Genomic DNA, 26,018 nt, shown 5'->3' with positions numbered 1-26,018 from the left:
AGGATATTATTGTAAAAAACTTCGCATATGTAAAACACCCCAGAGCTGCTGCTCCAGGGTGCTGAATCATCATTTGATTAATGAATCTTCAATTATTTTTTGTATTTTGATGCTTTGCCTTGACCTTGGCCAGTTTGGCCTGTGTTTTCTACACCGAACTCGGCATTGTATTTTTCATCAGGTGTTTGGAAATTATCTTGTACTTTGTTTTGTGCGGATTGCTTCACTTTTGCTGCTGCATTCTCTTCTCCAAACTCTGCATTGTACTTCTCGTTTGGCGTTTGGTACCCTTGTGATTTTTTAGCCACAACGAATCACCTCTCTCTTCATATTTACGATGCATTGCTGCACCGCGGGGTTCGTCCCCAGTCAGTATTATGTGAAGAGAGCACTTCAGTTATTCATGTTCACGTGTGAAATTAAATGGCCTTGTCCAGCCAGGAGTCCGGTACGGATTTGTAAACATCGATCGCATCGGCCAACTCGCTGAGCATCTTTTCTGTACACTTTCCAGCGCCTTGCCTGATCACCTGTACCTCCACATCCTTTTTGCCCCACTCTTTGTACACTTGCTTGGTTGTCGGGAAATAAAGATCGATTTTATTGCCTTTGATCGCTGAACCCGTATCTGCAACAATTCCGTAACCATAGCCCGGAATGTACAGAATGGAACCCATCGGGAATAATTTTGGATCAGCTGCAATTGTGGAAACTGTTTCTTTATCACGACGTACTTTGACACCGGAATACGTAATTCCGTATTGAGGATGTTTGGGTCCTTTTCCTGTAGACTCCACACCTGCCGTATACCCCGTTGCTGTAACCTTTTGTGTACCCAGGATTTGTTCTGAACGCGGAGCAAGCACCGGCATAGACGGATCTGCCACTTGTTTTTCTGGAAGCTCAGGTCTTGGAATGACCATTGGTTGTGGTGACCACAATAAAGCCATATACACCATGGTCGTCAGCTGGGCCTCATCGCTGTATTGATGGCTGACCTGTTCCGGAAATTCATGATCAGACTTGCTCGAAGCTTCAATCATCAGACTTTCACTGCCGCTGCTCTGACTCTCGACATGCACTACTGTACTTTCCTCTTCAAATGTATAGGCATCTGCCTGATTCAGGTTAATCATCATCCCGGCGAACATCACACAGCCAACCAATAAACCCCGTATATGTTTCTTTTGAATTGAGAATTGCTTTTTCATTGTATAACCTCCCCCTCACTGCAAAGGTTTTCCAAAAAGCAATTAATCTATACTTTTACTGCAAACACTACGAAAAAACGCCTGAATAACATAGGTCAATCCCATGTTATCCAGGCGTTATTCAGAGTGATCAGCGCAACTTATGCACTGGTTATCTGATAGATCATTTGTTCATTTATACCAAACGTGTTGCAATTTCCTCTTTCAATTGAGCGATAATTTCATCGACCGGTTTCATGCCCAGATCGCCTTCTCCCCGCTTACGCACGGATACGGCTTCTGCATTACGCTCATTCTCACCGACAACAAACATATAAGGCATTTTCTCAAGCTGCGCCTCACGGATTTTATATCCAAGCTTCTCGTTCCGCAGATCGGCTTCAGCAGAGATTCCCGCACGTTTCAGTTTCGCTTCCACTTCACGCGCATAATCGTCGAAGTTTCCGGATACCGGGATCACTTTTGCCTGTACCGGAGACAACCACAATGGGAAAGCTCCTGCAAAGTTCTCCAGCAAGAATGCTGTGAAACGTTCCATTGTACTAATTACACCGCGGTGAATAACGACTGGACGATGTTTCTGTCCGTCATCGCCCACATATTCAAGTTCAAAGCGCTCAGGCAACAGGAAGTCCAATTGAACCGTAGACAATGTCTCTTCTTTGCCCAGAGCTGTTTTGATCTGTACATCCAGCTTCGGACCGTAAAACGCCGCTTCACCTTCAGCTTCATAGAATGGAAGGTCAAGTTCTTCCACAACTTCACGCAGCATGCGTTGGGACATCTCCCACATCTCGTCGTTCTGGAAGTATTTCTCGGTATCCTGCGGATCACGATAGGACAGACGGAAACGGTATTCGTTAATACCGAAATCCTTATAGACTGTTTGAATCAACTCGATAACACGAGCGAACTCTTCTTTGATCTGATCCGGCCGTGCAAAAATGTGTGAGTCGTTCAGTGTCATTGCACGTACACGATGCAGACCTGTTAATGCCCCCGACATTTCATAACGGTGCATCATACCAAGCTCTGCAATACGGATTGGCAGATCACGGTAGCTGTGCATGCTGGACTTGTACACCATCATATGGTGAGGACAGTTCATTGGACGGAGAACAAGTTCCTCGTTATCCATTACCATTTTCGGGAACATATCTTCCTGGTAGTGCTCCCAGTGTCCAGATGTTTTGTACAATTCCACGTTACCCAGAACTGGTGTGTATACATGCTGGTATCCCAGGCTTTCTTCCAGATCCACAATATAACGCTCCAGAGTACGGCGCAGCTTCGCACCGTTAGGTAACCAGATTGGCAGGCCTTGGCCGACCAGTTGGGAGAATGTGAACATTTCGAGCTCTTTACCGAGCTTACGGTGATCCCGTTTGCGAGCTTCTTCGAGGAAATGCAAATGCTCGTCCAGCTGTGCTTTTTTCACAAAAGCCGTACCATAAATACGTTGAAGCATTTTGTTTTTGCTATCTCCACGCCAGTAAGCACCCGCGACATTCATCAGTTTGAACACTTTGATTTTGCTAGTTGATGGTACGTGAGGGCCACGACACAAGTCGAAGAATTCACCTTGCTCATAAATCGTAATCACGCTGTCCGCTGGCAAATCACGAATCAACTCAAGTTTGTAAGGATCGCCCACTTCTTCGAACGTTTTGATCGCGTCCTCGCGGCTAACTTCCTTACGTACAATTGGCAAGTTCTCGTTCACAATACGTTCCATTTCCTTCTCGATCTTTTGCAGATCTTCAGGATTGAGCGCATGTTCGAGATCCATATCATAGTAGAAACCATCTTCAATGACAGGGCCGATACCGAGGCGTACCTCTTTGTTACCATATAAACGTTTCACTGCTTGAGCCATCAAGTGAGCTGTACTATGACGCATCACTTCAAGTCCTTCTGGTGAATCCAGAGTTACGATCTCCACCAATGCTCCCTCATGAAGTGTTGTGGACAAGTCCACCACGATACCATCCAGCTTGCCGGCTACGGCATTTTTGCGCAATCCGCTGCTAATTGAAGCGGCTACGTCCTCAATGCTGCTGCCATCCGCATACTCACGTACCGAACCATCCGGTAGTTTAATGTTCACTGCCATTTGTCTCATTCCTCCTGTTAATGTAACCTTCGTGTCCAGATATTTATGGACTGATTATCTATTGCTATTCCAGTCATTTTGCAAAGGAACGCAAAAAACACCCGTCCCGGCAAAGGGACGAGTGATATATACTCGTGGTTCCACCCTAATTCAGCTGATTCATCCATATTAGGAAATACAGCCCTCATTGGCATGACGATAACGGGCATGACCCGGCAGATCCTTACTCGCGGATAATCCCCAATAAAGGCGATATTCTAACTCCACTTTCAAAATTGCAGCTACAAAGGGGTAAACCATACGTGATATCCGGAGGAAATTTCAGCCTAGGTTCCTCTCTCTGCACCGATCTTGCGTGTGGTTGTTGTCTTTGTCAACGCTTTTGGTTCAATGGTTCACATGAAAAATTCATGGATCAACAGTTATTATAATTGCCGAGATCACTTGCGTCAAGACCTGTCAACAATCCTGAGCGCAGCACTTCGCATTCCGGGCAATGATGACATATTTGCACTTTGTCTTCAAAGATCTGGCATATGGTCGAGATGATTGGCAAATCCGGGGTGCGTGTATGAAGCATGACCTTCTCAGGAGAGATCGAGATGAGTGTACTTACAATCATATCTTCGATATCCATCTCCAGTTCCAGACCCGGCATTTCCACAACAACCTGTTCATCCTTTTGCACGGGTAACAGATTAAGTCCAGCATCCAGGACCTGAAATTCATGCATTCCCTTGTGTACAAGATGAATCAGAGGTACTTTGGCTTCTTGAAAAAACACAAAATATTTTAACAACCCCATAAACTCTTCATACTGCCGATCCATCCAGAACTCATCGAGCGCATACTCCACTAATTCCTGAAGCTCCTGTTTATATGGCCGTATGCGGAAGTTGATAATGCCTTCAAGGTGAAAAAAGTGAACATCCTCCAAATCCTGCCGTAGTCCACTGGCTAACGTAGTACGGCGGCGCTCCCGAAGTCCGGGCTGATCCAGATCACCATTTAATAGAAGTGGCATGCAGATTCGATTGACCTTCTCCACCTCATGCTCATCCATGACAGAACACGCCTTGGCGATCATATCCTCCACCATGCTCCGTTCTTGTGTCTCCATAATGAAGTCGGCGAGTCCAAGGGAGAGCAGATCACTGATCCGGGGAAGCCATTGCTGGAAGTCTTCGTGATTCTCATTCCCTCTGCACACCCAGGTTGCTCTTCCATCATTATGTTTGAAGGTGAGCCGAAATCCTCTTTTACTTATATGTAAACCTTTGGTTTTTTCCTTGACACAACGATAAAATTGATCCGCTTCCTCTTGCCCCGATACATCGGTCCATACAGCAAACAGTTCCACAAGAATCACTCCTTTCCTTCCTGTTCAAAGTATATGGCAAGGCCGATGGGGATATACGAAGCGGATTGATGGAAAGCGTGTCATGATTTCTCAGTATATTATGAAGAGGTTTGGAGTTAAGACAAAAATGTGTTATTATTTTAATAACAGTATGTTTCACGGGAAAGGAGGGAAGCCAAAATGAGACAACAACCTAGAATACTCCACTACACTATCATTATCATTTTGTGCGTTTTTCAAGCCTTGTGCTTCCCTATTCCGATGCAGTCCGAATCTGCCGTTGGGGTGTCTGTAGAAGCAACTTCCAACAAGGAAGTGCTGTTGCAAATACCCGAATCCCAGCAGAAACCTGTCATTCGCAAATATCCACAAGTTATGTCCAAGCTGATTGCGGTTACGCATAATAAGCCTGTCTTTCTTGTCCTCGCATTGTTATTGATGCTGCGAATCCCTACAACGGGTCTGTCCTTTAAACCGTGGTATTGTCTGTTTAAACGCAGATTATTTCTGCTACCTATTAAGTTTACCAGCATGTATGTATCCCTCACCCCTATAGCACCAAAATACGTGAACGCTCTTCACTAGCCGTTACGACGTATTACAGGTTGCTTTTGCATGGAGACACCTCTGTAATTAAAGACGGTGCGCTTGTGCATAACTTATAACCCTTTTAGCACACGTTAGATGAACCAATGTTTATGACAGTACCTGTCTTTGTTGTACCCACACCGACAAATTCAAATCATATGGCTGTGTCAGGAATTTCTGGCTCTGTTTACCCGCATCTTTTGATGTTCCCTTGAGCAGCAGATTAATCATTTTCGGGAAATAAGCCTGTCTTCTATGGCCAGCCCCTAATTATAAGGAGGCAACAATCCATGGATGTACGCGAAACAGACTTGCCGGGAATCGGCAAAAAATTTCAGATTGAAACAAGCAGCGGTGATAAAATTGTCATTATTATTCACGATGACGGTCGCCGGGAAATGTACCACTTCGAGTATGATGATCCCGATCAAAGCATCTCGATGATCACACTTGACGATTACGAAGCACGACAGATTGCTGCTATTGTTGGCGGATTAACTTACAAACCAAAACAGCTTGAAAATATTGAAGTAACGTTTGACGACCTGATTATCGAGTGGTACAAAATCGAACCATCCTTCGGAAGTATCGGTAAATCCATCGGTGAATTGGACGTACGTCAAAACTCTGGGGCAACGGTTATCGCCGTTGTAGAGAAAAATCACAAAAAACATATCAGCCCAGGTCCGGAGGTAGTTATCAGTGCAGAATCCACGGTGGTAGCCGTTGGCGAACGCAATCAGCAGAAACTGTTTAAATCCCTCCTCCTGACTGGAAGGGGGTAAATAGATGGATCATTTGATATTCGAAGTAGGTCTGGCCCTTGTGCTCATTGCAGCAGCCGGCCTTTTATCGGCAAAACTAAGATTTTCGGTCGTTCCATTTTATATTCTGATCGGGATGGCCGTTGGGCCACATGCCATGAAAATCTGGCATCTGGACTTCCGTTTTATTGAGAGTCAGCCTTTTATTGAATTTATGGGTCGGATCGGTATCCTGTTCCTTCTCTTCTACCTTGGACTTGAATTCTCGGTAGGTCGTTTAATTAAATCGGGTCGCTCTATTGCAGTTGGCGGCTCGATCTACATCGGCATTAACTTTACGCTGGGATTAATATTCGGTTTTGTGTCCGGTTTCCCAGTTGCAGAAGCACTTATTATCGCAGGTATAACTACCATCTCTTCCAGTGCCATTGTGGCCAAGGTACTCGTTGATTTGAAACGAACGGCCAACCCGGAAACAGAGATGATATTGGGTATTATTATGTTCGAAGATGTATTCCTCGCTGTATATATCTCGATCTTGTCCGGACTTGTGCTTAGTGATTCATCCTCCATCGGAGGCGTCATCATGTCTGCACTTATTGCCCTCGGATTCATGCTTATCGTGATTATCCTTGGACGCAAAGCAACACCGCTACTAAACAAATTGCTTAAAATTCGATCGAATGAGCTATTCTCTCTCGTTGTATTTGGAGCCTTGTTCCTGGTAGCTGGTTTCTCTGAAACTATTCATGTTGCCGAAGCAATTGGTGCATTACTGGTTGGTCTGGTGCTTGCTGAAACAGAACACGCGAAACGGATTGAGCACTTGATTCTACCGTTCCGTGACTTCTTCGGAGCAATCTTCTTCTTCAGCTTTGGATTGTCCATTGATCCGTTGTCCTTGGGTGGCGATGCCGTATGGTTAGCTCTGATTGCAGTTGTTATTACATTGTTCGGTAACTTCCTGGCGGGTATGCTGGCCGGGCGCAGTGCAGGACTATCACCCAAAGCATCGGCGAATATCGGATTAACCATTGTGTCACGGGGTGAGTTCTCCATCATCTTGGCCAACATGGGAAAGGCCGGGGGACTGCTGCCAATGATTCAACCGTTTGCCGCGCTGTATGTCCTAATTCTGGCCATTCTGGGTCCTTTATTAACCAAAGAGTCCAAACATGTATTCCGTTTATTGGATAAAATATTCAAGTTCAAAGATCCTCGGAAAAAGAAAGAAGAACCAAAGGTGCTGCAGAAAGAAGGATAACACCTATGTCTGTACAGAACAGACATACTAACGTACTTCGCGGCTCTTACGCCGATCTTTCTGTGACTAACCCAGGGAGAATGGCTCGAAAGCCGCACTAAGGAGGATGACCTATGAAAGCACCTCTGATATCGGCTAATCCGGTGCCAAACACCGCCAAGACCAGGATATCATCTACCCGCCGCTGGTTAAACCTGTTTCTCGTTATTGCGGGCGGAATTCTGGCCTCCGTGGGACTTGAATTGTTCTTACACCCCAATAAGATTATTATTGGAGGCATTACAGGCATTTCCTCACTCTTCGCCCACTGGACCGAAATGAGGATTGGATTGTTCCTATTTTTATTCAATGTTCCGTTTATATTTCTGTCTTACAAGATTGTGCAGAAGAAATTTGTACTGGTTACTGTTCTAGGTCTGGTTGTCTTTTCGATCGGTGCCATTGTGCTTCATCCCATGCCGCCACTTGTAGAGCATCCGCTGGCTGCCGCCATGTTTGGCGGATTATGCCTCGGACTCGGAATTGGGCTCGTCGTGCGGTATGGCGGGACACTGGATACGCTGGAAATCGGTGATCCGTCTTCCCGCCCACCTGAACGTGTATTTAGCGGAAAACGGATGCTTATCGAAAAAATAATCATGCTGCTTAACTTGTTGATACTGACAGCCGCTGGTGTTGTCTTTGGCTGGGACCAAGCGATGTATTCCGTAATCGCCTACCTTATTGCTTATGAAATGGTGTACATTGCGTTCAGGGGTTTCTCTTCCAAACGCAAAGTATGCATTTTGACCACACAAAGCTCTCAAGTTGAAAAAGCTGTACGCAAACGGCTTCGCCGTGAACCTGGAATTCTGGAAGCCACTTCTGACTCAACACAACTCGCGATGGCGGAAGGATGGATCAGGCAAATCCCGGGTGCACTTTATTATGAGGTACATGTGCTGGAGATGATCTGGTTGAAGTCCATTGTACGTCACATAGATCCACATGCGGGTATTGTGACAAATCCGGAAAAATAAAAAAACGCTCTCTTCCCCTATGGATGGACAGTATTGTCCAACAAGGTCAGAGAGCGTTTTTTCTGTTATTATAATTAATTGATATTATAGTTCAACGATAGCTTTGACTACATGTGAATCTGGCAATAACCATTGATCTATTGCAGTAGGTAACTCATCAAATTCCACGCGGTGTGTGATATACCCATCCATGCTTAATTTCTTTTGACGCAAGGTCGACAGGACTTGTTCAAAGTCTTCACGGGTTGCGTTTCGACTACCCAGGATGCTAATCTCCCGCTTGTGAAATTCGGGGTCATGAAAGGTAATATCCGCTTTCACCAGTCCCACGAAAATAAGTTGACCACTATGCGCCACATATTGAATGGCCTCATTCATGGAATTCACATTACCTGTTGCATCGAAGACAGCTGTAGCATAGTCGCCTCCCGTAATTTCAGCCACTTTTTGTACAGAATGTTCATTGGCCTGTACCAGGTCATCCGCTCCAGCCCAAGTCCGGCTAAGCTCCAGCCTGTCCAGATTACGATCAACGGCAATAACACGCGCCCCCGCCTGTTTGGCAAATGCCATCACACCCAATCCAATGGGTCCAGCTCCAATCACAACCACATGCTCACCAGGTTTAATTCCTGCTCTTCTGACGGCATGGGCTCCAATGCTTAATGGTTCTACCATTGCCGTCTCATCCAGCGTCAAACCTTCTGCTGAGAGCAGATGTGAGACAGGCACGCTGATTTTTTCTCTCATGCCTCCGTCTACGTGCACACCCATGACTTGCATGGACGCACAACAATTGGTTTTTCCACTGCGACATGCAATACAGTGACCGCAGTGCAGATACGGAATAATACTTACCTGATCCCCAGGCTGTAATCCTGCCTCGTTCGGACCGATCTCTTCAATAACAGCCGCCAGTTCATGACCCAGAACACGAGGATAGGTAAAGAAAGGTTGGTTGCCTTTGTACGCATGCAGATCCGTTCCACAGATCCCAATCCGCCGAATGGTAACCAACGCCTCTCCTTCTGCTCGTTCCGGTTGAGGCAGGTCCTGGAGCTTCAATTGATCTATATCTTCACATACAATGGCTCTCATCGTTGTTCCCCCTTGGATGCTTCTGCTGTCGTGTTGCTTGGCTTCGTATTATATTCAGGTCGTCCGCTTGACCACGTCTCGTTATGCAATGGAGCCAGAATGCGCAGCACTTCATCCAGCAGGCTCTGATCCATCGGTTCCTCTATCCAAGCTGCATTATTGAGAATATTGCGCTGGCTGGCACTGCTCACCAGTGTTGTCGGAATCCGTTCATTCGATGTGGAGAATTGCACGGCCAGCTTGGCAATGTCACTGCCTTGTTCTGCACAGAAGCGGGCAGCCTTCAGGCAGAGCTGTTTCACCCGATCATCTGCCGGATGCCAGGCAGGAGCCCCTCGGGTACTCAACAAGCCCATAGAAAGAGGCGAAGCATTCACAAGGCCAATTTCTTTTTTTTCCAACAAGGGCAATAAAGATAATAATGAGGTATCATTCAATGAATAATGACAATACGAGATGATCGCATCCGCATCGATCTGTGGCAGAACCTCCTCGAACAACGGTAAGGGCAATCCACAAATGCCCGCATGTCGTATAACTCCCTGCTCTTTCAGACGCAGCAACGTTGGAAAAGCTTCTTCGATAATGATCTCTGCTGGCACAAATTCAATATCATGCAGAAACAGAATGTCGATATAGTCTGTATGCAATCGATCCAGGCTCTCTTGCACACTCTCCAGAATCCGCTGACGTGAAAAATCAAACTCATTTTCCCCATACCGTCCAGCTTTGGTTGATAACATATATGAACTACGCGGCAAGCTGCGGATGGCTTCACCCAACACGGTCTCCGCTTTTGTCAGCCCGTAGTAAGGCGAAACGTCTATGTAATTCATCCCCGCATCTACGGCTGCATGTACAGTGCGAATCCCTTCGTCCCGGTCAATGTCACGAAATACAGAACCGAGTGAGGATGCTCCAAAGCTCAATACAGGTACGTCCAGTTCCGTCTTGCCAAGTATTCTTCTCTTCATCGGTTTACCCCTTCCAGCGTGTCTGACTACACAAGTTCCCTTTCATTGTAACAGTTCAATTTCAATATAAAATATCGCCAATTGCGTAACATGTACTGTTTGATGACCTCGATCTGCAGAAACAAATCAAAAAGCCCGCCGTCTCTCCAAACGGAGTAGTCAGCGGGCTTGGCTTCATAAATACTTATCTAACGATCAGCATTTATGAGAGTAGTATTGAAATAATCAGGATTAGTTCTGCATTACGAAATCTTCATGCACGGCATTCTCTTCGTCGAACATACGCACGATGTCATATCGGGTGTTACGTTGTGCCGGGATATAACCGGACTCCCGAATCAAACGGAGAATGGATTCAATGTTAACTTTATATGTTGCACCAGCAGCAGATACAACGTTCTCTTCAATCATCGTGCTACCGAAGTCATTACAGCCAAATTCAAGCGACTTCTTACCGATCTCAGGACCCATCGTTACCCAAGAGGATTGAATGTTCTTGATATTATCCAGCACCAGTCGGCTGATAGCTACAGTTTTCAAGTACTCTTCCGGAGTCTGACGCTCCAGCTTAAGGTTTGTATTGTCTGGCTGGAAAGTCCATGGAATGAACGCCAGGAAACCTTCGGAGTCATACTTGTTCGCAATACATTCGTCCTGAGCTTCACGTACGCGGAGCAAGTGTAATGCACGCTCTTCCATCGATTCACCAAGGCCGATAACCATCGTTGCCGTGGTGTTCATACCGATGCGGTGTGCAGTTTGCATAACGTCCATCCAATCACGCCATGAACCTTTCAAACGGCTGATTTTCCGACGTGTGCGGTCATCCAGAATTTCAGCGCCGCCGCCAGGCAAGGAATCCAGTCCAGCTTCGTGAATGGCACGAACAACTTCTTCCAATGTAAGGCCATCGGATACTTCAACCATTTTCATAATCTCCGCTGGGGAGAAAGAGTGCATCGTGATGTTTGGAAAACGCTCTTTGATGGCTTTCAACAGGTCTGTATAATAGCTGAAAGGCAGGTTTGGATTCGTTCCACCTTGCATCAAAATTTCGGTACCATTCACATCTTCCGTTTCCTGAATCTTCTGGAAAATAACTTCGTCTGGAAGCACATAACCTTCATCCGAACCAGGTCTGCGGTAGAAAGCACAAAAACGGCAGTACACATCACACACGTTTGTGTAGTTGACGTTACGCCCAATTACAAATGTTCTGTATGGTTCAGGGTGCATGCGTTTCATAATGACATTAGCAGCTGCCCCGATTTTGTCCACTTCATTGGATTCAAATAACTGAATCGTGTCTTCCAAGTCCAAACGTTCGCCCCGAAGGGCTTTATCTAAGATACGGTCTACCGTACTCATCGTAAAAAAGCCTCCCTCATGAAGAGAAATTATATAACGATCCGTCCCAACTTGTTCAAGAGAAGCAAGTTCTGGTGGCAACATCGTATTTCTGTACTCCACATATCGTAACACAGGTTACATGTGAAAAAAAGCACCTTATGTTCAGGTGCTTTAAAAATAAGTAAAAATTTTTACATATGGAATGGAATTTATTCGAACTTAAGTGATACGGGTCGGCGTATTCGGGCATCCTCTTTTGTTAGGATTCCTGAAGTGCTTGCTCCAAATCTACAATCAGATCTTCGATATCTTCCAGACCTACGGAGAAGCGCAGCAACCCATCTGTAATGCCACGGTCACGGCGAACCTCAGCCGGCATTGCCGCATGAGACATCATCGCTGGGTAGGACAGAATACTCTCCACAGCTCCCAAGCTTACAGCAACTATGGGTAGCTTCACCCGGTTAAGAACTGCTTTTGCACGATCACCTGAGCCGACGTCAAAAGAAACGACAGCTCCATATCCTGTGGACTGGCGCTCATGTGCCTCACGGCCCGGATGATCCTCCAGTCCAGGATAAAAGACAGCGGTAATATCACTGCGCTCATTAAGCCATGCCGCCAGTTTGTCTGTGCTCCGTTCACTATGAGCCATGCGAGCCCCCAAGGTTTTCATCCCGCGCATCAGAAGCCAGGATTCTTGTGCCCCGAGTACAGTTCCAAGTCCATTTTGCAACTGTTTCAGTTGTACGCCAAGTGATTCCGTGCGAGCAACGGCTAACCCTGCCAGTACATCACTGTGACCTCCAAGAAACTTCGTAGCACTATGTACGACGATGTCCACACCAAGCTCAATTGGACGCTGATAGTACGGTGTCATAAAGGTGTTATCCAGAATCGTGATCAGGTCATGTTCCTTCGACCAGTCAGTTACAGCAGCGATATCCGTAATTCGCAGTGTAGGGTTCGACGGTGTTTCCATATAAACTGCCTTGGTGTTTGGCTTGAGTGCCGCTTTTACTTCATCTATATTGGTCATGTCTACAAAGGTTGTCTCGATCTGCATACGGCTTAATATGGAAGTAAGCAAACGATACGTACCTCCATATACATCTTCCGTTACAATCATGTGATCCCCTGCGGAGAACATCATGAACACGCTTGATATCGCAGCCATCCCCGAAGAATAGGCAAAGCCTCGTGCGCCGCCCTCCAGCAATGTGATGTAATCTTCCAAAGCCTGACGTGTCGGATTACCTGAACGACTGTAATCATGTTGAGGCGGATTGAAGATATCAAAATGATGGAAGGTTGATGCTTGGTAGATCGGTACACTGGAGGCTCCAGTCGTTTTGTCAATTTCATCGCCAAAATGGAGCAATTTGGTATCAAATTTCAACTCGGAATTGGGCTTGTTATTGGACTCACTCATGAGTGCACGCCTCCTTCCACTTCCTGTTGTGCAGCTGTCAGAGCATTGCCGAGATCTGCAATCAAATCATCCGCATGTTCAATGCCTACAGAGAACCGGAGCAAACGGTCATCCACACCTACGGCTTCACGAATTTCAAGCGGAATATCCGCATGAGTTTGTACTGCCGGATAAGTCATAAGTGATTCGACTCCGCCGAGACTTTCGGCAAAAGCAATGAGTTTGATATGACGCAGCAACGGTTCAACATAACGTGCATCCTTCACTTTGAAAGAGAAGATACCTGTATTACCCGTGGATTGTTTGTTCTGTATCTCATACCCCGGGTGATCGGATAGACCTGGATGATACACTTCAACCACCGCTGGGTGCTCAAGCAAGTATTTGGCAATAGTAATTGCATTGTGCTCATGACGCTCCATGCGAAGAGCCAGCGTTTTCATACCTTTCATCAACTGGTAGGAGTCACTTGGAGATAATACCGCTCCAATGGAATTATGCAGGAACGCCATCTCTGCAGATAACGCCTCACCTTTGGTAATAATTAGTCCAGCGAGCACATCATTGTGTCCGCCCAGATATTTGGTAGCGCTATGAATGATGATATCGGCACCCAGTTCAATCGGACGTTGGAAAAATGGAGTCAACAACGTGTTGTCAACAATGGTCAACAGGTTGTAACTTTTCGCCCAGGAAGCAACGGCTTCCACATCGGTGATCATCATCAGTGGATTGGTTGGTGTCTCAATAAATACAGCTTTCGTATTCGGTTGACGAACCTTCTCCAGTGCTGCTAGGTCATTCGTGTCCACATAACTTGCAGTTACGCCGAAACGGGACAAGATGCGTTCAAGCAGACGATAGGTTCCACCATACAGATCCAGCGATACAATCAGATGATCCCCTTGACCAAACATGGCAAAAATCGTTTGCAGCGCGGCCATTCCCGAGCTACAGGCAAACCCTGCATCACCGGACTCCAGTGCTGCGGCGGCTTCTTCCAATACTTTACGGGTTGGATTAGTCGTACGAATATAATCAAACCCCGTGCTTTGTCCAAGCTTCGGGTGGCGAAACGCAGTGGATTGATAGATCGGAAAGTTAATGGCGCCTGTTACCGGTTCATTGATGGACCCAATTTGTGCTAAGCGGCTTTCGATTTTCAACTTGTTGTTGTCTTCCATTGCTGCATCCTCCTGTAATCTCGATTAGATTTGCGGGCCAATATCGTAAGGTGTTTCTTGATACACATAGTAATTGAGCCAGTTAGAGAATAATAAGTTGGCATGAGCGCGCCAAGTAGCTGGTGGCACACGGGAAGGGTCATCATTCGGATAATAATGTCTAGGCAATGCGATATCCAACCCTTTGGCTGCATCCCGGTCATACTCCCACTTTAATGAGAACGGGTCATACTCGGCATGTCCTGTGGCAAAAATCTGTTTACCGTCTTTGGTAGCAACCAGGAAGATACCCGCTTCCTCGGATTCAGCCAAGATCTCTAAATTCTCATTCTTTTCAATATCTTCGCGTCTCACTTCCGTATGACGGGAATGTGGAACGTTGAATACTTCATCAAATCCACGCAACAACGGAACATGTGGTTTATTGATGGTATGTGGGAAAACGCCAAAACACTTCTCATCAAGTGCAACCTTAGGTACGTCAAAATGATGGTATAAACCTGCCTGGGAAGCCCAACATATGTGGAGGGTTGAAGTCACATTGGTTTTGGTCCATTCGAAGATCTCCTGGATTTCATTCCAATAGTTCACGTCTTCGAAATCCATCTGTTCCACCGGGGCACCCGTAATAATCATTCCATCGAAACGGCGGTGCTCAATCTCATCGAAGGTTTTATAGAACAGATCCAAATACTCCTGAGACGTATTCTTCGACGTATGGGATTTGGGATGTACAAGAACGACATCCACCTGAATAGGCGTGTTTCCCACCAGACGAAGCAATTGTGTTTCGGTCGTTTCCTTTGTGGGCATCAGGTTTAATATAGCGATACGGAGTGGACGAATATCCTGCTGATATGCAGAAGTTTCATCCATGACGAAGATATTCTCTCCTTCAAGTACTTCTTTTGCTGGTAGAGTATCGGGTATTTTGATTGGCATAGTAAGTCTAACTCCTCCTTGTGCATAAATAGATGCAGCCACCCCTGGCTTGATGTCTTCACATCAATACAGTTATAGACTGCCTTGAGCTTGTAAAAACATTGAATTGCGCTCTCATCCAACGTTACAAACAACCTCAAGTTCCTTAGCGAAAATCACTGCTGAGAAGTCGGGGCATATGACAAAGACCTTCCTCGGATTTCGAGAAAGGTCATATGTAAAATAGATATGCGCCTCTCTCATCTCTCAGTTACAACAGTGCCACTTGACACTTAGTCGCTGCAAGAATTAGCACCGTGCGGTATACCGCCGGTTGCCGGGTTTCATCGGGCCAGTCCCTCCACCTACTCTTGATAAGATTTCGCTGTATTAGATTGTAATTTAATATGGTTCACCGTCTACTTTATTACATTAATGCCCTCACGTCAAGTTGCAGTTCGATGTCTGCTTCCCAGATCGGAACCGTTCATCATCCGTCGTCATACACTGCCTCAGGGCGCGAAATAGACACATTTTTGCGCTTGAAAGCACCTTGTAGCAGCGGTATACTAAACAAGGTGTTATAAACCCTTATGTGAGAGGTGACATATTAAATGGATGGCGACCCGAGGCCTGACTGGCAGCCGAATTCCGACAAACTGCATAGAGAATTGACATTAGCATGCCGGCAGCGGGACGTGACTTCCGTTTGATTATATAGTGAACGCAGCCCTGATCTCCAGGCTCCGCTGCCGACCGGCTGATTTGTTCTTTTTGCGCCCATTATGATAATATCCGCCAAGTTGGCGGGTGCAGAAGGAGTAGATTAACGATGAAAATCCGGTTGGTAAACAACGGTGTATTTATTCCGGTGGACGACATTCAGCAGGCGCTGACTCCACCAGCGGAAGGATTTTACTGGATTGATGCAGACGTAGACGATTTGGCGGTACTTCAGCCGCTGTTCTTGATGCATGATCTGGCTGTGGAAGACTGTCTCAGTGACGAAGAACAACGTCCGAAGATTGAAATTTATGAGAACCATTATTTTATTGTGATTAATAGCATCCGTTTTGATGATGAAGAGATATTTCTACGTGCGGTGAACTTATTCCTCGGCAGACATTTCATTATTAGTGTTACGAAGCAAAAGGTCAGCGAATTGCGCACACTGAAACCCATCCTGTGGGAACAGGAAATCAGTACACCGGATCGTCTGCTGTATTTGCTGGTTGACTTGATTGTTGATAATTATTTCACCGTAGGTGACCGAATTGAAGCACGGATCGAGAAGCTTGAGGAAGACATTCTGATGCACACCAAAAAGTCACATCTGAATGAAATTATCGGGCTACGCAGTGAGATTCTGTGGCTGAAAAAAGTCCTTGGACCTCAGAAAGAGGTCATTAACACCTTGAATAAAAAAGATCTGCGTCTCATCGATGATCAACTGCAAAAGTATTTCAGTGACATCTATGAGAATGCTGTAAAAATATCTGAAACCTTTGAGACTTATCGCGACCTGATGGGCAACTTGCGAGAAGCCTACCAATCCAGTATTGCGAACCGGGCGAATGAGATCATGCGTGTATTTACCGCCATTACCACGGTCTTTATGCCGCTGACAGTCATTACCGGTATATACGGCATGAACTTTACGAATATGCCAGAGCTTAACTGGAAATACAGCTATTTTGTTGTGATTGGCCTGATGGTTACCCTGGGCCTGAGCATGTTCTTCATTTTCCGCAAGAAAGACTGGGTATAAACTCGTATGAAATAACAAAGACGAAGCGCTCCTCCGGGGAAACGCCTCGTCTTTTTTCATTTCTGATTATTAACCAACATTCTTCTCTGTCTCTGCGTGCCGACGAAAGCGGATTCGAATCATGCGCAGTCTTTCATAGACCTGCTCCAGACTTCCTCCTTCGGGTTTCTCTCCTCCATACACCTTATGTAATACTGGCTTCAGGAACGTATCTCCCAGCTCCTCATACGCACTCCATACGGCCTCTTGTTCGTTCTCTGGCATCACTGCCAGCTCTACATCAAGAAGACAATCGGTGTCATAGCCTTCGTGATCCAGTGCCTCTAACAGCTCAACCAACTCGCGTCGGGATAATCCAGATCGATTAACAATCTCCTCTAACGTATACCCTTCCTTCATGCCTTCAAGCACCTGCTTACGCGTGGTGAACTTATCAAGTTCCTGCTTGTACTTCTGCTCTCTCTGCTTGTATAACCAACTCTCATACTCTTCTTCCTTCAGTGCCGTGTATACCCAGTCCAGCGGGAATGTCGTTGAACGTTCCAACCCGTTTGTAATCTCCATCCATTCCGTACCATACTCAGTTGCTTTGCTCTCTCCTACGCCCGGCAGTTGCATCAGTTCATCCAGCGATTGCGGAACAAAGGCACTGATCAAACGCAGCAGACGATTTGTTGCAATAAAATACGGTGCCTTCCGGTCAGACACAGCTCTCTTCCTGCGCCATGTGCACAGATCCATATATAATTGCTCATTGCCGTATAACTCACTGTAACAATGGAGCCGCTGTCCACCATAACTGCGTGACTTCAGATCATCATTCTCATGAAATAACCCCTGCAACTGCGGTCGGTACCCCTCACTCATCTGTGTGGCAAGCTGATGACGGTAAATATGAAGCAGCTCCTCCCAAGAAGTTCCTTCATACCAGATGCTGTCCTCACGCTCTCCTTCCTCGTAGCGACTCCATCCCAGTTGCCAACTATCTTCCTCTTCCCCAATCCATAACTGTGCATACTCTGCATTCTGATCTGACATTCTGGACAATCTGTTCATGAAAATGACTTCCATTCTCCGTTCCCTCCCTTTAACATTTCAGCCTATACGGGTTAGTTACGCTACCTGCAGGCAGCACAAAAAACACCTCTCCTGCAAAATCCATGCAAGAGAGGTGCTTCCTCATTAACCGTACTATGCTGTTGCCCATATCATACCACAATGGTAAAATTCGTCAATCCCTTAATGACCTACTTATTCAATGCCAACTTGGCAAGCGCCAGCGAACCACACAGGCCCGCATTGTCACCTAGTCCTGGTGAAACAACATACTGGTCAATCTCGGATTGAAGTGCAGGATGCTGAACGTATCCAGCCAGCAACTCCTGCAGTTTGCTACGAACCATCGGGAACAGGTGCTCCTGCTTCATTACTCCGCCACCCATGACGATTTTCTGCGGAGAGAGAATGAGAACATAATTCATCAGTGCATGTGCCAGGTAATGTGCTTCGATCTCCCAAGCTTTATGATCCGCAGGCAGCTCATAAGCCGGTTGCTCCCAACGTTTGTTAATGGCCGGTCCTGCTGCAAGGCCTTCGAGGCAGTCACCATGATACGGACAGAAACCCTCGTATGTATCCTCCGGATGTCTCCGCACAATGATATGTCCCATCTCTGGATGTGACAATCCATGGACCATTTTACCGCCAACCACAGCACCAGCACCAATACCTGTACCCACAGTGATATACAGACAGCTCTCAAGACCTTGTGCAGCGCCCCAGGTTGCCTCTCCAAGTGCCGCACCATTCACATCCGTATCAAATGTCATCGGCACATCAAAATGCTCCTTGAGCTTGCCAATCACGTTATACTGTCCCCAATGTGGTTTTGGTGTTGTTGTGATATAGCCATATGTTGGGCTTCCTTCAATCGGATCAATCGGACCGAATGAACCTACACCCAGAGCTTCAATGCCTTTGCCTTCAAAATATGAAATCACTTGAGCCATGGTCTCTTCCGGTGTTGTTGTTGGAAAACTTACGCGTTCCAGAACTTCTCCGTTTTCTGTGCCAATACCACATACAAATTTGGTTCCGCCTGCTTCAATTGCGCCTAAGATCGTCATGTTAGTCACACTCCCAAGTTAGTTTAAAAAGGAATTCGAATTGCTTTACTTGATGACACTATAATTACCCTGCTACTTGTTCTCCAGCTTGGACAATCGTTTCATTAACGTTTGCCTCCAGCTGTCTGACAGCGCAGGAATGGCTAGCAACGCCTGAATACCTTCGACATTTTCTTTCCCCTGATGCATGATTCGATTGGCTTCAAGAACCGTCATTGAGGCTGGATCGGTGCTGATCCGTCGAAATATCGATGAAGGCCCTACCTCACCTTCTTGCAGTACACGAAAGTAAAAGCCGGTATATCCACTCTCCTGAAAATAAACAGGTAGCTCCTTATAGTCATACCTCGCACCCAGCTTGAAGCAAGGTTGTCTGGGCTGACTGACCTGCACTGTGGCTTCGCCCAACTCGTACACATCACCAATCCGGACGTCTTCTTCGGCACAGCCTTCAACCGTCAGATTTTCTCCACAAGCTCCCCAATCCAGCTGGCGATCCATCAGTTGTTCCAGCGCCGGATAACGACTGTAATCGTATACACAAACGGCTTTGTCAGGGCCGCCATGATGCACCAGATCCGCCTGCGCGTCCCCTGTCATTCCAGTGAATGACAGGAAAACCGCCTCGGATACAGGATGTTTCACAATGCCGCTCAGCACTTCACGCTTCTGCCCAGGGAGCGGCTGCGGCAGTCCTACATTAATGGCCAGAACAGCTGTATTGCCCTCCCCTGGCTTTCGATCAGATGTGAGTGTCATTTGGCATCATACCTCCCATAATCACTTTCTTTTAACGCACAGAGCCACCAAATACGAGTGTATTACTCAAGAGCCGGCCTGGAGAAGTCAGCATTTTGCCCCCGGCATACATACCCGAGGAAGCACCGCCATCCAGATTCATGGCCTGTTTGGCACCAAGCTTCTGCATAACCGCTGCCCACTCCTTGATTGTTGCCCCGGAAACGGTAGCCAGCATAACAGAACCGTCCGCCATGATCGCAATACCACTTCTGGCTCCGGAAGCATTAAGAATCTTGGCATCCTTGAAACCTTCGCTCGTCGGATTTACAGCTACCTTGCCGTCTTTCACCAGACGGGGTCCTGCTCCCACAGCAGTCACTACATCTTGCCAAGGGATCTCTTTGCCTGCTGCGTTCGTATACTTATAATTCATTTCTACGGTCGAACCAACGGTGAAACGATCCGAAGAAGACTTCTGGTTACCTGTGAAGACCAGTACCGAGCCATTCTTAGGAATCGCTACATTTGTATTGGGCACTTTTTTGGTCACAATACCTTTCTCCATAACAACCGCAGTGCCACCTTTGAATCCAACTGTGGCACCTCGTTCAGGCGTATACAGCATCGTGATGCTTGCGTTCGCTGAAGGTGTTCGATTAATAAAGGTTGCATACCAACTCCGTGATTTACCTTTTGTATCCGTTACTTTACCTGTCAAACTCACCTGAAGTGAATCCATGATCGCCGTGCCGTCTTCCTTAAATCCGATGGATGTTCCGTATCTTCCAATATGTATGACCTTACCATTTGCTATTAACATACCGTATGGATCTGGTGCTCCGTTATATGCTTCAAAAAATGCTCCATTAATGGCTGCTTGTGCACCATAGGCTTTCACGATCGATGGCAATGTTGCCGTCTGGCCAACTTGCTTCTTCGCGAGTCCCACGGTAACCGGTGTTCCCTTTGGAATCGAAACGGTCTGTACGGTAAAATTACGTCCTGCTGCTTTTACTTTCTGTACTTTGGTGCTAATTGCTGCTTTGGCATCCACTGTCTGTGGTGCACTTACTGCTCCCGAAAGAATTACGGGCAAGGCCAGGACGAGGGCCATAGCCCCTGTCCACCACTTTTTGCCTGTTCGTACGTTCTTCATGTTGCTCACCCTATTGCCACTCCCATCCAAGAGCCAAGGCTCTTCATCTCAAGTTGTTCAAACTTGTCCATCACCATATCCGGATCAAGACGCAATTCACAGATATCCAGCGCACAGGCAACCGGAACAGCACAATGAATCTCTGCCAGTTTGCGGGACAGATGAAGCATGTCCAGATCATTCTCAATCTTGTTACGCACCGAAGGGGTCAGTTTATCCATGTTGCTCAAAATCCCTTCAATGGAGCCATATTCCTGTACAAGCTTCAACGCTGTTTTCTCACCAATTCCCCGTACTCCGGGATAATTGTCGCTGGCATCCCCCATCAGACCCTTCATGTCAATCACTTGACGAGGTGTCAGTTGTTTCTCTGCCATGAGCGTTTCAGGGTTGTACACCATGTAGTTGCCATGGCCCTTTTTCATAATAATGATACTTGTGCGGTCATTGATCAGTTGCAACATGTCGTGGTCACCCGTCAGTACCATAACATTCATATCGGTCTCTTCGGTATAATACTTCGCAAGCGTCCCGATACAATCGTCGGCTTCGAATCCTTGTGCACCTATATTCGGAATACCCAGGCTATCCATAACTTCACGAATCAGAGCAAACTGGGGAATCAGGTCATCCGGAGCTTCGGCCCGGTTGCCTTTGTAGGCTGCATATTCTTCACCGCGGAACGTCTTACCGCCCATATCCCAACAACATACGACATGACTTGGCCCAAAAGTCTGAACCGCATCCCAGAAATAACGGATAAATCCGTAGACTGCGTTGGTAGGCAATCCTGCCTTTGTACGTCTGATATATCCGCTTGCAGATGTCGCATAAAAAGCACGGAACAACACTGCCATACCGTCTACCAGCAACAAAGTAGGTTCATTACGTTGATTCACTTGAATTTGTTCTCTCCTGTCCTGATTCTATAGAAATTAAACTAAAGTATATTTACACTTACCATTCCGATGACAGAACAACCTTCTGATCGCTGTTATCCCCAGATTTTTTTGATTCCCTTTTCCAAAAGGGAAAATCCGGGGATAAAGGCGAACGCTCCGCTTCTTCAGGTTATTTCTGTCCTCTCCATTTTCGTGTAAATGTTTAATTTAATTTCTATAGCAAATAAAATATCGAACTAATTCTATCATTATAGCATAGTTCCGCCAACCATCGTTCAGCCAAAAAAGCCCTGAATTTTGAACAATTCAAGGCTGATATTCAGCGCGTTTATGCGTTATTCCATTCCTGCTCGTACGTTTCTTCCTTGAAGCCAACCGTCACCTTTTCTCCATCCGTAACGATTGGACGTTTGATCAGACGACCATTGGAAGCCAACAAACGGATCTGTTCATCAGTGGACATGCCCGGAAGCTTGTCCTTCAATTGTTGCTCTTTGTATACTTCCCCACTCGTATTAAAGAACTTTTTCACTTCAAGTCCGCTCTTTTGGATGAGTTCTGTTAGTTCAGATTCTGAAGGCGGTGAGTCAAAAATAGGGATTAACTCCAGCTCATGTCCTTGAGCTTCAAGCCATTTTACAGCTTTGCGGCATGTGCCGCATTTGGCATATTGATATACTTTTAAGTTACTCATTGATTTGCCTCCTAGTGTGTGGCTCCGGTCTCGACTTGTCACTTCCCTTGGTTTGCTTCGCAAATCCAAAAGTTGCTCCAAATCGATACCATCGCCATGCAACTTTACTGACTTTTGCGAATGAGATCAAAAACACATTCGCTATATTTTTTTGGGTCAAAATCTTACAGCTTTTATATCCTTAAAAGCTTTTGAGATTTGAATTCTTGAAATAATTAACATGAAACTGCTAAACATCAATACATTAACCATAGAACCATAAAGATTAGCCTACGGCATGTTGTTCGGGTGCATTAAGCCCCCCTCACATGGAATAGCCAATCATTGTTGCTCCCAAGCAGGACGGGCCGTGCAAGAGACTGCGACACAGGGTGCAGAACTAAGAGCCCCGTCGCAGCTTCCTACAGTTCTTCTCTGGGAGCTGCCTCATCATTCAAACGCTTCTCCAGCGCGGCCATATCTGCTGGAAAAGGGGCTTGGAACGTTATACGTTCCTTTAGAATTGGATGTTCAAACGTCAATTCACAAGCGTGTAATGCCTGGCGTACGATCCAGCTGTCCCGTTCTTCTCGAACAGCCATGGTCTGCTCATCGATCTCATGCACAGGTAGTGTCTTGTACATTCGATCACCTATCAACGGGCAGCCGATGGACGTCATATGTACCCTGATCTGATGGGTTCTGCCACTTTCCAGCTTGAGGCTTATCGAACTGGCGCTGTCTTCTGCCCAGCATGTTAAGGTTGTGTACAACGTTCTTGCAGCGTAACCATCAGGTGTTACGATTCGGCGGTGTGGCTCTTCAGGATCGCGGTCAATCGGTCCGTCCACCGACCCTTGTTCCGGGACAGGGCTTCCGTGCACAAGTGCAATATATTTCTTATCCACTGTTCCAGCGATCATCTGTTCAGACACATGCTGATGCACATAAGGGTTCTTGGCTATTGCGAGCACACCGGACGTTTCCTGATCAAGTCGATGAATCGGTCTGAACCGGAAGCGCTCGCCTTTGGTTTTCCAGTAATGAACAACGCCATTTGCCAAAGTACCCGTGTAATGTCCATGCGTCGGATGAACGATGATGCCCGCATCCTTGTTGACAATAAGCAAGTGCTCATCTTCATACAGAACGGTAAAGGGAATAGGCTCAGGCAAAATATCATCCGATTCCTCTTGCTCCATCCGAACTTCAACGACATCACCCGCAGCTACCTTTACGCTAATGTACACGCGCTCTCCATTTAGCATGACGCCTTGTTCTGTCAGCTTAATTTTGGATAAAAGCTTGCGCGACACCAGTAGCCGGCGCTGAAGCACGGTCTTCAGCAGCCAGCCATCTTCTTGCTCGGTCACCGTGTAGACAATCGGCGAATAGTAGTGGCTCATTCTTTGCGGCGGAAGACTTTTTTGCTCCGCACATATTCAATATCGGCCACCTGTTGTCTCGCGTTGGCCGTCCGTGCAACCACGAAGAAATAATCAGACAGTCGGTTTAGATACCGTCGTACAGACGGGTTAATGTCCGTATGTTGTCCCAATGTTACCGTGCGACGCTCTGCGCGACGACATACAGTACGGCACACATGAAGAGCAGAGGACAACTGACTGCCACCAGGAATAATGAACCGTTCCACTTTTGGATTCTCTGCATCATACTGGTCGATCCATTGTTCCAGACGTGTGACCATTTCATCTCTCACCTTATATTTGGTCTCACTAATCTTCACGAAGGCCAGATCCGACCCGCAATCAAATAGTTCCTGCTGAACTTCCAGCAGATGTTCACGCAGATCTTCAAATTCCCCTTGAGCCGAGTCAATAAGGCTGATCGCCTGGCCTACAAAACAGTTCAACTCATCAATCGTACCATAAGCCTCAACTCGGTCATCATCCTTGATGACGCGTCCACCGATGACCGAAGTCTGTCCTTCGTCACCTGTTCGTGTATATATGCCCATCGTTATCCCTCCAATTGGTAATATAATAATGAATACGGGAATGCATTTTTTCAGAAACCCGTCTATCGCTTTACACGTATATAAGAATTGGTGTGCTCTGCAGAGTATACGACAAATCGAAGGAAACCAAAAGTAAAGGAGACGATTATGCAAAACTGGATAACCGATTTCATGGAACAATACGGCTACATAGGCATTGCACTCATTATTGCTCTTGAGAACGTATTTCCCCCGATTCCATCCGAAATCATCTTGCCGTTTGGCGGATTCATGACCACCTATACCAGTCTCACTATTCCAGGAGTTATTATCGCTGCAACTATTGGTTCTGTCCTTGGTGCTGTGATCCTGTATGGCATTGGTCTACTCATTGACGTCGAACGCCTTGAGAAAATTGTGGAACGCTGGGGACATGTTCTGCGCATCAAAAAAGAGGATATTCACCGTGTCGATGCATGGTTTGACAAATATGGCATGTGGACCGTATTATTCTGCCGAATGGTTCCCCTCGTCCGTAGTCTTATCTCCATTCCCGCAGGCATGTCCAATATGAAATTTGGTTTATTCCTTCTCTTTACAACCATTGGTACATTGATCTGGAATGTCATTCTTGTCTGCGTTGGTGCTGCGCTTGGCGCATCATGGGAGAGCATTTTGCACTTTATGGACGTCTATTCCATTGTAGTGTACGTCATTCTGGCCATCATTGTCATCGGATGTATCATCTGGTGGATCAGACGTAGCAAAAAGCAGAAATAAAAAGAATAGCTTAATAAATAAAGCCTCCTCGCCACCAATTCGTGGTTAAGGAGGCTTCTTTATGTCACCCGTTTATGTCATCTCGCTATCGTTCATCTTCATTTCGCATGCCCTGACTCTTAAGATCGATAGCCAGACCAGATACCAGCAAGTACATCTTTTCAGCATGTATCTGCAGCATCCGATTAACCGAAGCCATTCTCGCTGTAAATATTCGTTCTTCCTCGGTAGGATGCAATGTGCCATGCATTTCATTGGTAATCACAAGCAACTTCCCCTGATAAGACAATAACGCATCAAGCAAAAGCTGTGTCTCTGAACGCTGATGATCCAGATCCTCTGTTGCCCTGAAACCGGCAGCCATCCAGGAGGTCAGACTGTCTACAATTACAATTCGCTGATCCGCCAAAAACAGATTGGATTCCCGATTAATCTGGGTGATCACCTCTGTCAGATGCTGACCGTTCCCGGCATGAATGGCACGATAATGAGCGGATGGCAATTCGGGAATAACGGGATCATGATCACCGGTGGATAAATATACACCCTCCCGGCTAATCCCGGCTGCGTACTTGAGGGCAAACCGGGTTTTACCACTACCTATGCCGCCTGTGACCGTAATCAGCAATCCGCTTCC

General features: G+C 46.4%; 25 protein-coding genes and 1 riboswitch. Of the genes, 6 read left to right on the top strand and 19 right to left on the bottom strand.

Annotated elements, in window-relative coordinates; genetic code table 11:
* Nucleotides 1–92 precede the first annotated feature (92 nt).
* The 4 genes from MKY44_RS07180 to MKY44_RS07165 form a co-directional block, all read right to left on the bottom strand.
* On the bottom strand, nt 93–308 hold the full coding sequence (locus MKY44_RS07180) for a hypothetical protein (RefSeq protein WP_036610057.1): 216 nt from the start codon (nt 306–308) through the stop codon (nt 93–95).
* Between the two features lie 111 nt (nt 309–419).
* A complete protein-coding gene (locus MKY44_RS07175; RefSeq protein WP_081595013.1) occupies nt 420–959 on the bottom strand; it encodes a 3D domain-containing protein in 540 nt (179 codons plus the stop codon).
* Between the two features lie 427 nt (nt 960–1,386).
* A complete protein-coding gene (thrS, locus tag MKY44_RS07170) occupies nt 1,387–3,324 on the bottom strand; it encodes a threonine--tRNA ligase (RefSeq protein ID WP_341006582.1) in 1,938 nt (645 codons plus the stop codon).
* A 415-nt stretch (nt 3,325–3,739) separates the two neighbouring features.
* Nucleotides 3,740–4,684, bottom strand: a complete 945-nt coding sequence (locus MKY44_RS07165) for a putative sporulation protein YtxC (protein ID WP_341006581.1) — start codon at nt 4,682–4,684, stop codon at nt 3,740–3,742.
* Nucleotides 4,685–4,864: 180 nt separating this feature from the next.
* Between MKY44_RS07165 and MKY44_RS07160 the strand changes: the two genes are divergently transcribed.
* The 4 genes from MKY44_RS07160 (at nt 4,865) to MKY44_RS07145 (ending at nt 8,319) form a co-directional block, all read left to right on the top strand.
* Nucleotides 4,865–5,269, top strand: a complete 405-nt coding sequence (locus MKY44_RS07160) for a hypothetical protein (protein WP_051447154.1) — start codon at nt 4,865–4,867, stop codon at nt 5,267–5,269.
* Between the two features lie 293 nt (nt 5,270–5,562).
* Nucleotides 5,563–6,057 carry a cation:proton antiporter regulatory subunit gene (locus tag MKY44_RS07155; RefSeq protein WP_036610059.1) on the top strand — a complete coding sequence of 165 codons (495 nt, stop codon included), beginning with the start codon at nt 5,563–5,565 and terminating at the stop codon, nt 6,055–6,057.
* Nucleotides 6,058–6,061: 4 nt separating this feature from the next.
* Nucleotides 6,062–7,300, top strand: a complete 1,239-nt coding sequence (locus MKY44_RS07150) for a cation:proton antiporter (protein WP_036610060.1) — start codon at nt 6,062–6,064, stop codon at nt 7,298–7,300.
* Nucleotides 7,301–7,413: 113 nt separating this feature from the next.
* A complete protein-coding gene (locus tag MKY44_RS07145; protein ID WP_051447155.1) occupies nt 7,414–8,319 on the top strand; it encodes a YitT family protein in 906 nt (301 codons plus the stop codon).
* Nucleotides 8,320–8,403: 84 nt separating this feature from the next.
* On the opposite strand, the gene MKY44_RS07140 is transcribed toward MKY44_RS07145, so the two are convergent.
* The 6 genes from MKY44_RS07140 to metA form a co-directional block, all read right to left on the bottom strand.
* Nucleotides 8,404–9,417, bottom strand: coding sequence for a zinc-binding alcohol dehydrogenase family protein (locus MKY44_RS07140; RefSeq protein WP_341006580.1), 1,014 nt, complete (start codon nt 9,415–9,417; stop codon nt 8,404–8,406).
* Complete coding sequence (locus MKY44_RS07135) at nt 9,414–10,391, bottom strand: aldo/keto reductase (RefSeq protein WP_341006579.1); 978 nt, start codon at nt 10,389–10,391, stop codon at nt 9,414–9,416. The genes MKY44_RS07140 and MKY44_RS07135 overlap by 4 nt, the downstream gene beginning before the upstream one ends.
* A gap of 231 nt (nt 10,392–10,622) precedes the next feature.
* Complete coding sequence (gene mqnC / locus MKY44_RS07130) at nt 10,623–11,759, bottom strand: cyclic dehypoxanthinyl futalosine synthase (protein ID WP_074096829.1); 1,137 nt, start codon at nt 11,757–11,759, stop codon at nt 10,623–10,625.
* Between the two features lie 241 nt (nt 11,760–12,000).
* Nucleotides 12,001–13,173 (bottom strand): trans-sulfuration enzyme family protein, encoded by a 1,173-nt coding sequence (locus MKY44_RS07125; protein WP_341006578.1) that lies wholly within the window; start codon nt 13,171–13,173, stop codon nt 12,001–12,003.
* A complete protein-coding gene (locus MKY44_RS07120) occupies nt 13,170–14,357 on the bottom strand; it encodes a PLP-dependent transferase (RefSeq protein ID WP_253507012.1) in 1,188 nt (395 codons plus the stop codon). Before MKY44_RS07120 ends, MKY44_RS07125 begins: the two co-directional genes overlap by 4 nt.
* Before the next feature lie 24 nt (nt 14,358–14,381).
* Entirely contained in the window at nt 14,382–15,299 is a 918-nt protein-coding gene (gene metA / locus MKY44_RS07115) for a homoserine O-acetyltransferase MetA (RefSeq protein ID WP_036610071.1), read from the bottom strand.
* A gap of 236 nt (nt 15,300–15,535) precedes the next feature.
* A riboswitch (SAM riboswitch) is annotated at nt 15,536–15,659 on the bottom strand.
* A 451-nt stretch (nt 15,660–16,110) separates the two neighbouring features.
* Here metA and corA point away from each other — a divergent pair.
* The gene (corA, locus tag MKY44_RS07110; protein ID WP_062833460.1) at nt 16,111–17,046 is read left to right on the top strand and encodes a magnesium/cobalt transporter CorA; all 936 of its coding nucleotides are present in this window, start codon (nt 16,111–16,113) and stop codon (nt 17,044–17,046) included.
* A 69-nt stretch (nt 17,047–17,115) separates the two neighbouring features.
* Here corA and MKY44_RS07105 read toward each other — a convergent pair whose 3' ends face one another.
* The 8 genes from MKY44_RS07105 to MKY44_RS07070 all read right to left on the bottom strand — a co-directional run bounded on the left by MKY44_RS07105 (nt 17,116) and on the right by MKY44_RS07070 (nt 24,622).
* The gene (locus tag MKY44_RS07105; RefSeq protein ID WP_341006577.1) at nt 17,116–18,117 is read right to left on the bottom strand and encodes an HRDC domain-containing protein; all 1,002 of its coding nucleotides are present in this window, start codon (nt 18,115–18,117) and stop codon (nt 17,116–17,118) included.
* Between the two features lie 176 nt (nt 18,118–18,293).
* Entirely contained in the window at nt 18,294–19,172 is an 879-nt protein-coding gene (locus tag MKY44_RS07100) for an ROK family protein (protein ID WP_341006576.1), read from the bottom strand.
* 72 nt (nt 19,173–19,244) lie between these two features.
* Entirely contained in the window at nt 19,245–19,931 is a 687-nt protein-coding gene (locus tag MKY44_RS07095; protein WP_341006575.1) for an MOSC domain-containing protein, read from the bottom strand.
* Between the two features lie 31 nt (nt 19,932–19,962).
* Nucleotides 19,963–21,069 (bottom strand): phosphodiester glycosidase family protein, encoded by a 1,107-nt coding sequence (locus MKY44_RS07090; RefSeq protein ID WP_341006574.1) that lies wholly within the window; start codon nt 21,067–21,069, stop codon nt 19,963–19,965.
* Nucleotides 21,070–21,074: 5 nt separating this feature from the next.
* Complete coding sequence (locus MKY44_RS07085; protein WP_017689620.1) at nt 21,075–21,968, bottom strand: 5'-3' exonuclease; 894 nt, start codon at nt 21,966–21,968, stop codon at nt 21,075–21,077.
* Nucleotides 21,969–22,299: 331 nt separating this feature from the next.
* A complete protein-coding gene (locus MKY44_RS07080; protein WP_341006573.1) occupies nt 22,300–22,665 on the bottom strand; it encodes an arsenate reductase family protein in 366 nt (121 codons plus the stop codon).
* Between the two features lie 401 nt (nt 22,666–23,066).
* Nucleotides 23,067–24,050 carry an RluA family pseudouridine synthase gene (locus tag MKY44_RS07075; protein WP_341006572.1) on the bottom strand — a complete coding sequence of 328 codons (984 nt, stop codon included), beginning with the start codon at nt 24,048–24,050 and terminating at the stop codon, nt 23,067–23,069.
* On the bottom strand, nt 24,047–24,622 hold the full coding sequence (locus MKY44_RS07070; RefSeq protein WP_036610088.1) for a cob(I)yrinic acid a,c-diamide adenosyltransferase: 576 nt from the start codon (nt 24,620–24,622) through the stop codon (nt 24,047–24,049). The genes MKY44_RS07075 and MKY44_RS07070 overlap by 4 nt, the downstream gene beginning before the upstream one ends.
* Before the next feature lie 147 nt (nt 24,623–24,769).
* Between MKY44_RS07070 and MKY44_RS07065 the strand changes: the two genes are divergently transcribed.
* Nucleotides 24,770–25,381, top strand: a complete 612-nt coding sequence (locus MKY44_RS07065) for a DedA family protein (protein ID WP_074094303.1) — start codon at nt 24,770–24,772, stop codon at nt 25,379–25,381.
* Nucleotides 25,382–25,466: 85 nt separating this feature from the next.
* Here MKY44_RS07065 and MKY44_RS07060 read toward each other — a convergent pair whose 3' ends face one another.
* Entirely contained in the window at nt 25,467–26,009 is a 543-nt protein-coding gene (locus tag MKY44_RS07060; protein ID WP_017689625.1) for a bifunctional adenosylcobinamide kinase/adenosylcobinamide-phosphate guanylyltransferase, read from the bottom strand.
* Nucleotides 26,010–26,018: the final 9 nt, after the last annotated feature.

Origin of the sequence: Paenibacillus sp. FSL R7-0026 (genome assembly GCF_038004485.1) — a bacterium.
Classification (GTDB): domain Bacteria; phylum Bacillota; class Bacilli; order Paenibacillales; family Paenibacillaceae; genus Paenibacillus; species Paenibacillus xylanexedens_A.
The sequence above is the reverse complement of the archived record's forward strand: the minus strand, read 5'-3'. Positions and strand labels throughout refer to the sequence as shown.